At 66.0% G+C, this 13,269-nt stretch carries 10 protein-coding genes; 6 read left to right on the top strand and 4 right to left on the bottom strand.

The window, feature by feature from the left end:
• Positions 1 to 5: 5 nt before the first annotated feature.
• On the bottom strand, positions 6 to 605 hold the full coding sequence (gene rimP / locus RSW2DRAFT_RS10830; RefSeq protein ID WP_008030872.1) for a ribosome maturation factor RimP: 600 nt from the start codon (positions 603 to 605) through the stop codon (positions 6 to 8).
• A gap of 127 nt (positions 606 to 732) precedes the next feature.
• Positions 733 to 1,698: a prolyl aminopeptidase gene (pip, locus tag RSW2DRAFT_RS10825; RefSeq protein ID WP_040672034.1), complete on the bottom strand. Its 966-nt coding sequence runs from the start codon at positions 1,696 to 1,698 to the stop codon at positions 733 to 735.
• A gap of 60 nt (positions 1,699 to 1,758) precedes the next feature.
• Between pip and ubiG the strand changes: the two genes are divergently transcribed.
• The gene (ubiG, locus tag RSW2DRAFT_RS10820) at positions 1,759 to 2,502 is read left to right on the top strand and encodes a bifunctional 2-polyprenyl-6-hydroxyphenol methylase/3-demethylubiquinol 3-O-methyltransferase UbiG (RefSeq protein ID WP_008030870.1); all 744 of its coding nucleotides are present in this window, start codon (positions 1,759 to 1,761) and stop codon (positions 2,500 to 2,502) included.
• Here ubiG and RSW2DRAFT_RS10815 read toward each other — a convergent pair.
• Positions 2,499 to 2,858, bottom strand: coding sequence for a cupin domain-containing protein (locus RSW2DRAFT_RS10815; RefSeq protein WP_008030869.1), 360 nt, complete (start codon positions 2,856 to 2,858; stop codon positions 2,499 to 2,501). The genes ubiG and RSW2DRAFT_RS10815 overlap by 4 nt on opposite strands.
• A 102-nt stretch (positions 2,859 to 2,960) precedes the next feature.
• On the opposite strand from RSW2DRAFT_RS10815, the gene RSW2DRAFT_RS10810 reads away from it, so the two are divergent.
• The 3 genes from RSW2DRAFT_RS10810 to RSW2DRAFT_RS10800 are packed head-to-tail and all read left to right on the top strand — an operon-like array spanning position 2,961 to position 5,872.
• Positions 2,961 to 4,265 (top strand): amidohydrolase family protein, encoded by a 1,305-nt coding sequence (locus RSW2DRAFT_RS10810; RefSeq protein WP_008030868.1) that lies wholly within the window; start codon positions 2,961 to 2,963, stop codon positions 4,263 to 4,265.
• Between the two features lie 12 nt (positions 4,266 to 4,277).
• Positions 4,278 to 5,099: a purine-nucleoside phosphorylase gene (locus tag RSW2DRAFT_RS10805; protein WP_008030867.1), complete on the top strand. Its 822-nt coding sequence runs from the start codon at positions 4,278 to 4,280 to the stop codon at positions 5,097 to 5,099.
• Positions 5,096 to 5,872, top strand: a complete 777-nt coding sequence (locus RSW2DRAFT_RS10800) for an SDR family NAD(P)-dependent oxidoreductase (protein ID WP_008030866.1) — start codon at positions 5,096 to 5,098, stop codon at positions 5,870 to 5,872. The genes RSW2DRAFT_RS10805 and RSW2DRAFT_RS10800 overlap by 4 nt, the downstream gene beginning before the upstream one ends.
• Here RSW2DRAFT_RS10800 and RSW2DRAFT_RS10795 read toward each other — a convergent pair whose 3' ends face one another.
• Positions 5,873 to 8,305 (bottom strand): FAD-dependent oxidoreductase, encoded by a 2,433-nt coding sequence (locus RSW2DRAFT_RS10795; protein ID WP_008030865.1) that lies wholly within the window; start codon positions 8,303 to 8,305, stop codon positions 5,873 to 5,875. It lies immediately after the preceding gene.
• A gap of 114 nt (positions 8,306 to 8,419) precedes the next feature.
• Between RSW2DRAFT_RS10795 and RSW2DRAFT_RS10790 the strand changes: the two genes are divergently transcribed.
• Complete coding sequence (locus tag RSW2DRAFT_RS10790) at positions 8,420 to 12,019, top strand: hydantoinase B/oxoprolinase family protein (RefSeq protein WP_008030864.1); 3,600 nt, start codon at positions 8,420 to 8,422, stop codon at positions 12,017 to 12,019.
• On the top strand, positions 12,016 to 13,134 hold the full coding sequence (locus tag RSW2DRAFT_RS10785) for a DSD1 family PLP-dependent enzyme (RefSeq protein WP_008030863.1): 1,119 nt from the start codon (positions 12,016 to 12,018) through the stop codon (positions 13,132 to 13,134). The genes RSW2DRAFT_RS10790 and RSW2DRAFT_RS10785 overlap by 4 nt, the downstream gene beginning before the upstream one ends.
• The last annotated feature ends 135 nt before the right edge of the window (positions 13,135 to 13,269 follow it).

Here is a 13,269-nt window from a genome sequence, read left to right as displayed (position 1 = left end):
CCCGGTCAGTGTTTGGTATCGGGGGTTTCGGCCTCGTCGGCCTCGTCACCCTCGGATGTTTCGATCTCGTCAAATTCGTCTTCATCGACCACGCCGCTGGCCTTGCGCTGGCGCAGCATCTCGGCAATCAGCTCGTCGGTCAGCACCAGCTTGGCGTCGGACAGCCAGTCGAACTGCAGGCCGATGATGCCTTCCTCGATCTCGATCAGCACCTCGTCGCCCTGAATCCCGCGCAACTCGCCCTTGAAGCGGCGGCGACCGTCGATCAGTTCGGTGGTCTCGATCCGCGCCTCGTAGCCCTGCCAGGTATCAAAATCCTTCAGCCGGGTCAGCGGCCGGTCGATGCCGGGGCTGGACACCTCCAGAATATAGTTTTCCTCCACCGGGTCTTCGACATCCAGAATCGCCGACACGGCGGTAGAGATTGCGGCACATTCATCGACCACAATGCCGCCATCCGGGCGTTCGGCCATGATCTGCAGGGTGCGGACCTTGCCGCCCATCAGCCGGATGCGCACCAGCTCAAACCCCAGCCCTTCGATGGCGGGGGTGACAATCTCGGCCAGACGGCGGTCGATGGCGGTTTTGGCGATCAGATCGGACATGGGTTCCCAAAAACAAAAAAGCGAGCCAACAGGCCCGCTCGTGACGTTCGGTAGCTTCGAGTGTGGACCTCGAAACCGCTGTTGAAAGTCATATAGGCGCATCGGGGTGGCGATGCAAGGCCGCTATTCAGCCCCGCAGCCCGTCCATCACCCGCACCAGTTCGGCGGAAATGCCGGGTTCCGACAGCGCGTGCCCCGCCATCGGCACCAACCGCAGATCGGCATTCTTCCAACCGTCTGCCAGTTTCCAGGCCGAGACCGGCGGGCAGATCATGTCCAGCCGCCCTTGCACGATCACCGCCGGCAGATGTTCGATCTTTGGGCGCTGCTGCAATATCCAGCCATCGCTGTCCAGAAAGCCGCTGTGCTTGAAATAGTGATTCTCCAGCCGGGCGAAGGCGCGGGCATATTCACCGGGGCTTTCGCCCACCGGTCCGTCGCTGTGCACCGAGGCCAGCGCGTTTTCCCAATTGGCCCAGACCCGGCCCAGCCGCACCTCTTGCGCCGGTTCGCCGGAAAACAGCCGCCGGTGATAGGCGCCGATCAGATCGCCGCGCTCGGCCTCGGGGATGGGCGCCAGAAACTTCGCCCAGAGGTCGGGGTAAAACGCCCCCGCCCCACCGCCATAAAACCAGTCCAGCTCGGCCTGCGTCATCAGGAACACGCCGCGCAGCACCAGATGCCGCACGCGGTCGGGGTGGCTGATGGCATAGATCAGCGCCAAGGTGGCGCCCCAACTGCCGCCGAACAGGATGAAACGGTCGATGCCCAGCGCCGCGCGGATCACCTCGATATCGGCCACCAGATGCCAGGTGGTGTTGGAGATCACCGAGGCCGTTGGCCGCGACCGCCCGCAACCGCGCTGATCGAACAGCACCACGCGATAGATGCCCGGATCGAAATACCGCCGCATCGCCGGGCTACAGCCACCGCCCGGCCCGCCATGCAGCACCAGCACCGGCACACCTTGCGGATTGCCGCATTGCTCGACATAGATGCGGTGGCCGTCGCCCATGTCGATCACCCGCTGATCGAACGGCTCGATCATCGGGTAAAGCCCACCTGCGCTCTTTTGGCCTGATCTGTGGTCCATGTTCACCTATATAGCGTAGAAAGACTGCGCCACACCGCGCCAAACCGCAAGGACTTCGCCATGACAGAAGCTACCACGATCGACCCCGCCGAAGTTGCCAAGTTCGAGGCGATGGCCGCCGAATGGTGGAACCCGCATGGCAAGTTCAAGCCGCTGCACCAGATGAATCCGGTCCGGCTGGATTATATCACCAGCCAGATCGCCGCCGAGTTCGACCGCGACCTGACGGCGCACCAGCCCTTTGCCGGGCTGCGCATCCTGGATATCGGTTGCGGCGGCGGCTTGCTGTCGGAACCGATGGCGCGGCTGGGGGCCACCGTGGTCGGTGCCGATGCCGCCCCGCGCAACATCCCGGTGGCGCAACTGCATGCCGAACAGATGGGGCTGGACATCGACTATCGCAACACCACCGCCGAGGCCTTGGCGGCGGCGGGCGAGCAGTTCGATGTGGTGCTGAACATGGAAGTGGTCGAGCATGTCTCTGACCCGCTGGCCTATCTGACCGCCTGTCAGGCGTTGCTGAAAACCGGCGGGCTGATGCTGTGTTCCACCCTGAACCGCAATCCGAAAAGCTTTGCCATGGCCATCGTTGGCGCCGAATGGGTGATGGGTTGGCTGCCCAAGGGCACGCATGACTGGCGCAAGTTCATCACGCCGGACGAGCTTCAGGATCTGATCCGCCGTGCCGGGCTTGATCCGGTCGATCGCAAGGGCATGGTGTTCAACCCGGTGACCTGGAGCTGGAGCCTGTCGCCGCGCGATCTGTCGGTGAACTACGTCACCGCCAGCGTGAAACGGGGCTAGCTGCTTTCCAGATCAACATAGGCCGCCGGCACAAAACGCGGGGTGCAGAGGCAAAGGAACACCAGCTCCTCTGCGCCGTCGTTATGGATGCGCTGCGGCGTGCCGGGCGGAATGATCGCCCGGTCGCCCGTGTGCAGGCGCAGGCGTGCGCCGGCGATTTCCAGCAGGCCGCTGCCCTGCTGCACGATATAAACCTCGGTCACGCCGGTCAGGCTGTGCAACTGGGTGGTGACGCCGGGTTCAACCCGCGCCCGGGCCAGCGAGGCTTCCGGCGATTGCGGCGCGTTGTGCAATTCGGTGATGAAGCACCGCTCGGCGGTCCAGAATTCATCCGGGGCGGGCAGGACGGTGGGCATGACAGGTTCCTTCGGGTGGGCAAAGGCTAGGGGGGCAAGGGGTGGTTGTCAAACCGCGCCGGTCGCGGCACAGATTGAAACGGACCGCCGGGGAATGTGCCGATGAATGATCTTTGCATAACCAACGCCTGCGTGGTCACCGCCGATGCGCAGGGCCGGGTAATCCGGGACGGCGCGCTGGCGGTGAAAGCGGGCCGGATCGGCTGGATCGGTGACAGTGCCGACGCCCCGACTGCCCGGCGGCAGATCGACGCCAAGGGCATGATCCTGATGCCCGGCCTGATCAACGCTCATTGCCATGCCGGCGACAGCCTGTTTCGCGGGCTGGTCGAGGATCTGCCGCTGGAGGCGTGGCTGCAGAAGGTCTGGCAGGCCGAGGCGGCGATCCTGACGCCGGAAACCGCGCGTCTTGGCAGCACGCTGGGCTTTGCCGAGATGCTGCTGGCCGGGGTGACCACGGTGATGGACATGTTCTGGTATCCGGGCCCGGTGGTGGCGGCGGCCCGCGCAGTGGGGCTGCGGGTGGCCACGGGTGGGATTTTCATCGACGGGCCGGGGGTGGACGGGCTGACCGGGCCTGCGCGGTTGCGGCAGGCCGAGGCGTTCTTTGAAGAATACGCCAGTGCCGAGGATGTCTTTCCCGGCGTGCTGCCGCATGGCACCTATACTTGCGGCCCCGAAACCCTGATGGCCGCCAAGGCGTTGACCGACCGGTATGGCGGGTTTTTCTCGACCCACGCCGCCGAAACTCAGGCCGAGCAGGCCACGGTCAATGCCCGCTATGGCCGCTCGATCATTCGTCACATGGATGCCTTGGGCTTGCTCGACAGCCGAACCGTGCTGGCCCATGCGGTGCATCTGGACGATGCCGAGATTGCCATTCTGGCCTGGCGCGGAGTGACGGTGGCGCATTGCCCGGCTTCGAACCTGAAGCTGGGGTCGGGGGTGGCGCGGGTGCCCGATCTGCTGGCGGCGGGGGTGACGGTGGCCTTGGGCAGCGATGGCGCGATCAGCGGCAATGATCTGGACCCCTGGCTGGCGCTGCGGCTGGCGGCGACGCTGCACCGCGGCACCAGTAGCCGCGCCGATGCGGTGGGCAAGGCGCAGGCGCTGCATATGGCAACGCTCGCCGGGGCGAAGGCGCTGGCGGCAGAGGACCGGATCGGTAGCCTGGAGGTTGGAAAGTTTGCCGACATGATCCTGATCGACGTGACCCGCCCACATGCGGTGCCGCTGTTCGACCCGGTGACGCATCTGGCCTATTCCACTGCCAAATCCGACGTGCGCCATGTGTTTCTGGGCGGCGCGCAGGTGGTGCGCGATGGGGCGCTGACCCGGCTGGATATTTTCGCTACGCTCGCCGAGGTGCGTGCCCTGATGCCGCGCATTGCCGCAGCCATTGCCTGAGACGGAGCCTGCATGACCGCCGCCAAACGCCTTGCGACAGCCCTTTCCAGCCTGCCCGCGCTGCCCCCCGTGGATACCGCGCTGATCCTCGGCTCAGGGTTGGGAGGGCTGGCGGACGCGGTGCAGGGCGCAGTGCTGCTGCCCTACGCGCAGATCGCGGGCTTTCCGGTTTCCACAGCCCCGGGCCATGCCGGGCGGCTGGTGTTCGGGCGGCTTTTCGGCCGCAATGTGGTGCTGATGCAGGGGCGGGTGCATCTTTACGAAGGCTGGCAGCCGCAGGACATTGCGCTGGCGGTCTATCTGCTGGCGCGGCTGGGGGCCAAGCGGCTGATCGTGACCAATGCCGCCGGGGCGCTGAACCCCACTTACGCGCCGGGCGAGGTGATGACGATCACCGATCATCTGAACTTCACCGGCGTCAACCCGCTGACCGGGCCGAATGACGATGCCATCGGGGTGCGCTTTCCCGATCTGTCGCGGGCCTATGACCCCGGCCTTCTGGCGCAACTGCGGGCGGTGGCGCAGGCGCGGGGGGTGCGGCTGCACGAGGGTATCTATGCCGGGGTGGCCGGGCCGTCGCTGGAAACCTCGGCCGAGCGGCGGTTTTTCCGCAGCATTGGGGCGGATGCGGTCGGCATGTCCACTGTGCTGGAGGTGATCGCCGCAGCGCATGTCGGCCTGCCGGTGCTGGGGCTTTCGGCGATTTCCAACGCCGCGACCGGTGGGCCGGATCAGCAGCCCGATACCATCGAGCAGGTGCTGGCGCATGCCGCGGTGGCGGGTAGGGTGATGATGCAGTTGCTGGAAGGCCTGCTGCCGGAGTTGCAGCCATGACCGCCGTTGCGCACCTGCTGGACATGACCGGGCGTCGGGTGCTGGTGACTGGCGGCAGTGGCGGCATCGGCGCTGGAATTGCGCTGCGGCTGGCTGAGGCCGGGGCGGAAGTGCTGGTGCATTACTACCGCAGTCGCGCGGCGGCAGAGGCGGTGGTTGCGCGTATAGCGGTGGCGGGTGGACGAGGCAGCGTTTTGCAGGCCGATCTGGCGCTGCCCGGCGCAGCGGCAACACTGGTGGCCGAAGCGGTTGCATCTGGCCCGCTGGATGCCTTGGTGAACGCAGCGGGCATCCAGCCGGTGGCGGGGTTCGATGCGCTGAGCGAGGCCGATTTCGGCTCGATGCTGCAGGCCAATCTGGCGACTCCCTTCGCGCTGATGCAGGCTTTTGCCGCGCACCGGCGGGGGCTTGGCGGTGGCGGCGCGGTGGTGAATATCGCCTCGATCGAAGGGATGCGGCCTGCGGCGGGGCACAGCCATTATGCCACGTCGAAGGCCGCGCTGATCATGGCCACGCAAGCAGCGGCGCAGGAACTGGGGGCGCAGGGCACAAGGGTCAACGCCATCTCGCCCGGCCTGATCGACCGCGCCCGGTTGGCTGCCGACTGGCCCGAGGGCGTGGCGCGCTGGCAGGCGGCGGCTCCGCTGGGGCGGCTGGGCCGGCCGCAGGACGTGGCCGATGCCGTGCTGTTCCTGATCTCGGACGCCGCGAGTTTCATCACCGGGGTCAATCTGGTGGTGGATGGCGGGGTGTCCACAAGGCCGGGCTGGTAGTCAGACGCGGATGCGCAATCCCTTGGGGTCGTAGAACGGCTGCAGGCTCAGCTTCGCTGCGGCATCGCCTTGCAGCGTGCGCACGGTGAAACCGCCCGCCTCCAGCAGGTCGCGGTTGACCCCCGGAAGCTCCAGCATCGCCAGCCCGACTGCCGCGCCCAGCGCATGACCATAGGCGCCGGAGCGCACATGACCGCAGAAATTGCTGCGCAGCAAAAGCGGCTCGTCACCGAACAGCAGCACCTCGGGGTCATCCAGCAGCACATGCACCAGTCGCCGGTCCAGCGGCTTTTCCTTTGCCGCCAGCAGGGCGTCGCGGCCAATGAAATCGGGCTTGGTGAAATCGACCGCAAAGCCCAGCCCGCCGTGCAGCGGCGTATCGGTGTTGTCGATATCGGCGCCGAAATCGCGATAGCCCTTTTCCAGCCGCAAGCTGTTCAGCGCCACCAAGCCGCACAGCGTAACCGGCACGCCTTCGGCCTCCATCGCCGCGGTCAGCGCCTCGAACGCCGCCTCGGCCATCTCGGTCGGCACATACAATTCATAGCCCAACTCGCCGGCATAGGTGATGCGGATGCCCAGCACCCGAACCGGGCCAACCTCGATCTGGAAACTGCCGCGATAGGGCACGGTCAGATCGCAGCGAGCCACCCGTTGCAGAATGGCGCGCGACTGCGGCCCTTGCAGGCTGAGGATGGCATAGGCCGAGGTCACATCCTGCACGATGCACGCCTCGCCCGGTTGGGTATGGCGCGCCAGCCAGGACGGCAGGAACCGCTGCGACGCATCCCTGCCCACCAGCAGAAACCGGCTGCGGGCAAGGGCTGTCACCGTCAGATCGGCCACGATGCCGCCATTCGGTTTCAGCCATTGGGTATAGACATTGCGCCCGTCACTGGTGATCCGCGCCGCGCTCACCCGGTTCAGCACCGCCAGCGCATCCGCGCCTTCGACGATGAACTTCGCCATGAAGCTTTTGTCGAACAGCCCCGCCGCATGCCGCACCGCCAGATGCTCGGCCGCCGCCACCTCGAACGACCGCGGCCTGCCGAAACCGCAGCCCTTGTCGGTCAGCGCAGGGTCGGGGGAAAACCACTTCGGCACCTCCCATCCGCTGAGCGTGGTAAACCGCGCCCCCGCCGCTTCCAGCCGCCGGTGCAGGGGCGACAGGCGGATGTTGCGGGCCGACTGGTGTTCGAAATCCGGCAAGGACGCATGGTTGAACAGATCACCCAAGGCATCGGGTATCCGCGCCTCAAGAAAGCTGCGGCTCGCCTCGTGCACGGGCGTGCGGGCCACGTCGAGGGCGGTGATATCCTGGCCCGGATTGCCCGATATCACCCATTCGGCCACGATATGGCCAATGCCGCCCGCCGACAGAATCCCCAGCGAATTCATGCCGGTGGCAATGAACAACCCCGGCACTTCCGGGCTTTCACCGATCAGCGGCGCCACATCGGGGGTAAAGCTTTCCGGGCCGCAGAACAGCTTCTTGATGCCCGCAGTCTGCATCGCCGGAAACCGCTGAAACGCCGCCTCCAGAAACGGGGTCAGGCGGTCCCAGTCGGGCGGCAGGTCGGCAAAACTGGCGTCGGTCGGGATGCCGTCGGGCCGCCAGCACGCCCCCTGCGGCTCGAACAGCCCGAACAGCCAGCCGCCGCCTTCCTCGCGCACATAGGTATAGACCTGCGCATCCTCGACAATCGGCTGGGTCTTGCGCACCCCGGCAATCGGCTCGGTCAACAGATAGTAATGCTCGGCGGCCTGCAGCGGCAGCGGCACCCCGGCCCGCGCCGCGATCTGCCGCGACCACATGCCTGCGGCGAGGATCACCCTATCGGCCAACACTGGCCCAGCGCTGGTTTCCACCCCGGCAACTCGGCCATTGCGCAGAATGAAATCCTGCACCGATACCCCTTCGACAAACCGCGCCCCGCCCTGCCGCGCCCCCGCCACCAGCGACATCGTCACATCCACCGGATTGGCGCGGCCATCCTGTGGCGAATAGAGGGCCGACAGCAGCCCCTGCGGTTCCAGCAAGGGAAACAGCTCCAGCGCCTCGCGCGGCGAGATCTCGTGCTTGTCGCAACCGCGCAGCCGGGCGAAATTCATCTCGCGCCGCTGCACCTGCTGGCGCACCTTGTCGGCGGCCAGTTGCAGATAACCCACCGGCTGGAAGCCCGTCGAAACGCCGGTTTCCGCCTCCAGCCGCGCATATAGATCGCGGGAGTAGCTGGTGATCCAGTGCAGCGTATCCGAGGCCCCCATGGTGGTGATCAGCCCCGCCGCATGCCATGTGGTGCCCGAGGTCAGCCGGTCCCGCTCCAGCACCAGCACGTCGCGCACGCCCATCTTCGTCAGATGATAGGCAATCGAGGCACCGATCACGCCGCCACCGATGATCACGACCTCGGCGCTGGATGGTATCTGCATAAATTTCTCCCTTGGCGACGGGGTAGTAATGATTTGATCAAATGTCAAATTCCGCAGCTTGGTTGACAGTTCGCACGCTTTGCCCGACCCATGGCATGGGCAACGGAGGCGGGCATGGCGGGCGCTTGGGAATTCTGGATCGACCGGGGTGGCACCTTCACCGATGTGGTGGCGCGGCGGCCGGATGGCACCTTGGAAACCCGCAAGCTGCTATCGGAAAACCCCGAACGCTATGCCGACGCCGCGGTGCAGGGCATCCGCGATTGCCTTGGGTTGGCGGTGGGCGAGGCGCTTCCCGAGGGGGCGATTGCTGCGGTGAAGATGGGCACCACGGTCGCCACCAACGCCCTGCTGGAGCGCAAGGGCGAGCGGGTGCTGCTGCTGATCACCGAAGGTTTCGCCGATCTTCTGCGCATCGGCACCCAGGCGCGGCCGGCGCTGTTCGACCTGCACATCCGCCGCCCGGACCTGCTGTATGAAGCCGTGGCCGAGGTGCCGGGGCGGCTGGATGCCGAGGGCGCCGAGGTGACGGCGGTCGATCTGGATGCGGCGCGGGTGGCTTTGCGGGGGGCTTTTTCGCAGGGCATCCGAGCCGTTGCGGTTGCCCTGCTGCATGGGCATGTGAACGCGGCCCACGAGTTGGCGGTGGCGCAGGTGGCGCGCGCCGAGGGCTTCACCCAGGTGTCGGTCAGCCACGCGGTCAGCCGTCTGGCCAAGCTGGTGGCGCGCGGCGATACCACGGTGGTCGATGCCTATCTTTCACCGATCCTGCGGCGCTATGTGGCGCAGGTCGAAGGGGCGCTGGACATTGGCCGCGCCACCGGGCGGCTGCTGTTCATGCAGTCCAGCGGCGGGCTGACCGAGGCCGGGCGGTTTCAGGGCAAGGATGCCATCCTGTCCGGGCCTGCGGGCGGCATTGTCGGCATGGTGCGCACGGCGGAAGCTGTGGGGTTTTCGCGGCTGATCGGCTTTGACATGGGCGGCACTTCGACCGATGTGAGTCATTATTCGGGAATATATGAACGTTCGTTCGAAACCGAAGTGGCGGGCGTGCGGATGCGGGCACCGATGATGGATATTCATACGGTGGCGGCGGGCGGCGGCTCGATCTGCCGTTTTGCTGATGGCCGCTATCAGGTCGGGCCGGAAAGTGCGGGTGCCAATCCCGGCCCCGCCTGCTATCGCCGCGGCGGTCCGCTGACCATCACTGATTGCAACGTGATGCTGGGCCGCCTGTCGCCTGCGCATTTCCCGCAGGTGTTCGGCCCGGGGGGCGATCAGCCGCTGGATGCGGTGGTGGTGCGGGAGAAACTTGCGGTTCTGGCCGCCGAGATTGCCGCAGCCACCGGCACGACGGCGCCAGAACCCGAGGCGGTGGCCATGGGTTTCCTGCGCATCGCGGTGGACAATATGGCCAATGCGATCAAGAAGATAAGCGTGCAGCGCGGGCATGACGTGACCGGCTATACCCTGCAATGCTTTGGCGGGGCAGGCGGTCAGCACGCCACACGGGTTGCGGATGCGCTGGGCATGACCTCGGTGTTCCTGCACCCTTTCGCCGGGGTGCTTTCGGCATTCGGCATGGGCCTCGCTGAGATTCGCGCGCTGCGAGAGGCGCAGTTCGATGCACCGCTGAACGCGTTGGATGCGGCCCAGGCAGCGCTGGATCGTTTGACGCAGGATGCCCGCGCCGAACTTGCCGCACAAGGCGTCGAAGCCCCGCGCATCGAGGCCCGCGCGCATCTGCGCTATGTTGGCTCGCATCAGGCGCTGGAGGTGGCTTTCGGGTCTGCGCCGCAGATGCAGGCCGATTTCGAAGCCCTGCATCTGGCGCGGTTTGGCTTCACTTCGCCTGAACGTGAACTTTTGTTCGAAATGCTGGCGGTCGAAGCGATTGGCACTGGCAGTCCGCTGCCCGAAACCACCGCCCCCACTGGCAAAGCCCGCCCCATCGACCATCTGAAGCTGTGGGATGGCACCTGGCACGACGCCCCGCTTTACGACCGCGCGGGTCTTGGAACCGCCACGGTCCTGCACGGCCCGGCGGTGATCCGCGAGGCGACCGGCACCGTGGTGGTGGAACCCGGCTGGGTGGCGAAGATCGACAGCAGCGCCAATCTGATCCTGCACCGCGATCACGCAATGACCCGCCCCTCTGCCGCCGGAACTGCCGCCGACCCGGTACTGCTGGAGGTGATGAGCAACCTTTTCATGTCCGTCGCCGACCAGATGGGTGCCACGCTGGCCAACACTGCATGGTCGGTCAACATCAAGGAAAGGCTCGATTTTTCCTGCGCCATCTTCGATGCGGCGGGCGATCTGGTGGCCAATGCGCCGCATGTGCCGGTGCATCTGGGCTCGATGTCGCACGCGGTGAAGGTGGTAATGGCTGCCACCAAGGACACCGTCCAACCGGGCGACGCCTATATGCTGAACAGCCCCTACAATGGCGGGACCCATCTGCCGGACGTGACGGTGATCACCCCGGTTTTCGTGGGCGACATTCCGGCGTTCTGGCTTGGATCACGCGGCCACCACGCCGATATCGGTGGCCGCACTCCCGGTTCCTCGCCGCCTGACAGCCGCCATATCGACGAGGAAGGCGTTCTGATTGATCTGTTCACATTGGTCTCTTCAGGCCGCCTGCGCGAGACGGAAACCCGGGCACTGCTGGGATCGGGCCGCTATCCCTGCCGCTCGATCGACCAGAACATGGCCGATCTGAAGGCACAAGTGGCGGCCAATGAAACCGGGTGGCGAGAACTGCTGCGCGTGGTGCAAACCTATGGCGCGAATGTGGTTTCCGCTTATATGCGCCATGTGCAGGACAATGCCGAGGAAAGCGTGCGGCAGGTGATCGACCGGATAAGTGACGGATCGTTCATATATCAGATGGACATCTGCACTCAGATCGTGGTGCGTGTCACGGTGGACCGCGCGGCGCGGCTGGCTGTGGTCGATTTCACCGGCACCAGCCCGCAACACGCCGGCAATTACAACGCGCCGATGGCGATCTGCCGGGCAGTGGTGCTGTATGCGTTCCGCACTTTGGTGGGCAAGAACATCCCGCTGAACGAGGGTTGCCTGAAGCCGCTGACCATCATCGTGCCCGAAGGCTCGATGCTGAACCCGCGCTATCCAGCGGCGGTGATTGCCGGCAACACCGAAGTGTCGCAGGCCGCCTGCAACGCGCTTTACGGCGCGCTGGGGGTGATGGCGGGGTCGCAGGGCACGATGAACAACTTCGTCTGGGGCAATGCGGCGTTCCAGAACTATGAAACCATCGCCGGGGGCACCGGCGCCGGGCCTGGGTTCGCGGGCGGCGATGCCGTGCAAAGCCACATGACCAACACCCGCATGACCGACCCTGAAGTGCTGGAAAAGCGCTTTCCGGTGCGGCTGGAGGCGTTCGGCATCCGCCCCGGCTCGGGAGGTGAAGGCCAGTGGCCGGGCGGCAATGGCGCGATCAGGCGGCTGCGGTTTCTGGCGCCGGTGACGGTGACGACGCTGTGTTCCAGCCGGATCATCCCGCCGTTTGGTGGCGCGGGCGGCGAAGCGGGAGCTTTGGGTGAAAACCGGGTGATCTGGCCCGATGGCCGGGTAGAGCCGCTGCTGGGCAACGATGAACGCAGCCTTCCCGCCGGGTCGGTGTTCGAGATGCTGACCCCCGGTGGCGGCGGCTGGGGTGCCCCCGGCAAAGGGAAACCGCAATGACCGCGCTTGAAGTAGGCTATGATATTCCTGCCACCCCCGGGATGACCGAGGCCGAGGTGCAGACCCCCAGCCTGATCCTCGATCTGGATGCGCTGGAGGCCAACATCGCCAGCATGCAATCGCAAGCCGACGCCGCGGGGGTTCGGTTGCGGGTGCACGGCAAGATGCACAAATCGGCCGAGATTGCGCAGATGCAGATCGCCGCCGGGGCTTGCGGTATCTGCTGCCAGAAGGTCAGCGAGGCCGAGGCCTTTGCCCGCGCCGGGCTGCGCGATATCCTGATCACCAATCAGGTGCGCGGGGCGGTCAAGACCGACCGGCTGGCGCGGTTGCCGCTGCTGGGTGCGCGCATCCTGACCTGCGTCGATGACCCGGCGAATGTGGCCGAGCTTTCGGCGGCGGCGCAGCGCCATGGCACCGAAATCGAAGTGCTGGTGGAAATTGATTGCGGCGCCGGGCGGTGTGGCGTGGCACCCGATCAGGCCCCCGGCCTTGCCCAGGCCATCGTCGCCGCTCCCGGACTGCGGTTTGCCGGGCTGCAGGCCTATCAGGGCTCGGCGCAGCACCAAGCCGACCCCGTCGCCCGTCGCGGCTTGATTGAAACCGCCATCGCTGCGACCCGACGCGCGGTCGATCTGCTGGCCGCAGATGGCCAGCCTTGCGCCATCATCGGCGGCGCAGGAACCGGCAGCTACCGCTTCGAGGCGGCCTCGGGCGTCTACAACGAACTTCAATGCGGTTCTTACGCCTTCATGGACGCCGATTACCGTCGGGTTCTGGGCGAAGGCGCCTTTCGCCACAGCCTGTTCGTGCTGACCACGGTGATGAGCCATGTCAAACCCGATCATGCCGTGGTCGATGCCGGGCTGAAGGTGATGTCGCTGGACAGTGGCCTGCCGCAGGTCGCCGGGCGTTCGGACGTGACCTATGTCGCGGCTTCGGACGAGCATGGCGAACTTGCCGACCCAACCAGCGCGCTGCGGGTCGGCACCCAACTGCGGCTGATCCCCGGTCATTGCGACCCGACCTGCAACCTGCATGAGTGGTATGTCGGCATCCGCAACGGCGTGGTCGAGCGGCTGATACCTGTCACCGCCCGCGGCAAGTCCTTCTGACCCTGCGGCTTCACCTTTGCGAAAATATCCCCCGCGGAGCGTCTGCCGCTACGGCAAGGCACAAGCCGCAAATAAAAAATTCAAGGGCTTGTGCTGCAGGGCGTTTGGCCCCATGTGTGTCCGGCGAAACGCTAT

This window comes from Rhodobacter ferrooxidans, from assembly GCF_000176015.1.
Lineage (GTDB): Bacteria > Pseudomonadota > Alphaproteobacteria > Rhodobacterales > Rhodobacteraceae > Pseudorhodobacter_B > Pseudorhodobacter_B ferrooxidans.
This window is presented reverse-complemented; position numbering and strand designations above follow the sequence as displayed.

What these genes read in the sequence shown, in the direction of transcription:
- rimP (WP_008030872.1), bottom strand. Translation starts at nt 605, where the DNA reads ATGTCCGATCTGATCGCCAAAACCGCCATCGACCGCCGTCTGGCCGAG.
- pip (WP_040672034.1), bottom strand. Translation starts at nt 1,698, where the DNA reads ATGGACCACAGATCAGGCCAAAAGAGCGCAGGTGGGCTTTACCCGATG.
- ubiG (WP_008030870.1), top strand. Translation starts at nt 1,759, where the DNA reads ATGACAGAAGCTACCACGATCGACCCCGCCGAAGTTGCCAAGTTCGAG.
- RSW2DRAFT_RS10815 (WP_008030869.1), bottom strand. Translation starts at nt 2,858, where the DNA reads ATGCCCACCGTCCTGCCCGCCCCGGATGAATTCTGGACCGCCGAGCGG.
- RSW2DRAFT_RS10810 (WP_008030868.1), top strand. Translation starts at nt 2,961, where the DNA reads ATGAATGATCTTTGCATAACCAACGCCTGCGTGGTCACCGCCGATGCG.
- RSW2DRAFT_RS10805 (WP_008030867.1), top strand. Translation starts at nt 4,278, where the DNA reads ATGACCGCCGCCAAACGCCTTGCGACAGCCCTTTCCAGCCTGCCCGCG.
- RSW2DRAFT_RS10800 (WP_008030866.1), top strand. Translation starts at nt 5,096, where the DNA reads ATGACCGCCGTTGCGCACCTGCTGGACATGACCGGGCGTCGGGTGCTG.
- RSW2DRAFT_RS10795 (WP_008030865.1), bottom strand. Translation starts at nt 8,305, where the DNA reads ATGCAGATACCATCCAGCGCCGAGGTCGTGATCATCGGTGGCGGCGTG.
- RSW2DRAFT_RS10790 (WP_008030864.1), top strand. Translation starts at nt 8,420, where the DNA reads ATGGCGGGCGCTTGGGAATTCTGGATCGACCGGGGTGGCACCTTCACC.
- RSW2DRAFT_RS10785 (WP_008030863.1), top strand. Translation starts at nt 12,016, where the DNA reads ATGACCGCGCTTGAAGTAGGCTATGATATTCCTGCCACCCCCGGGATG.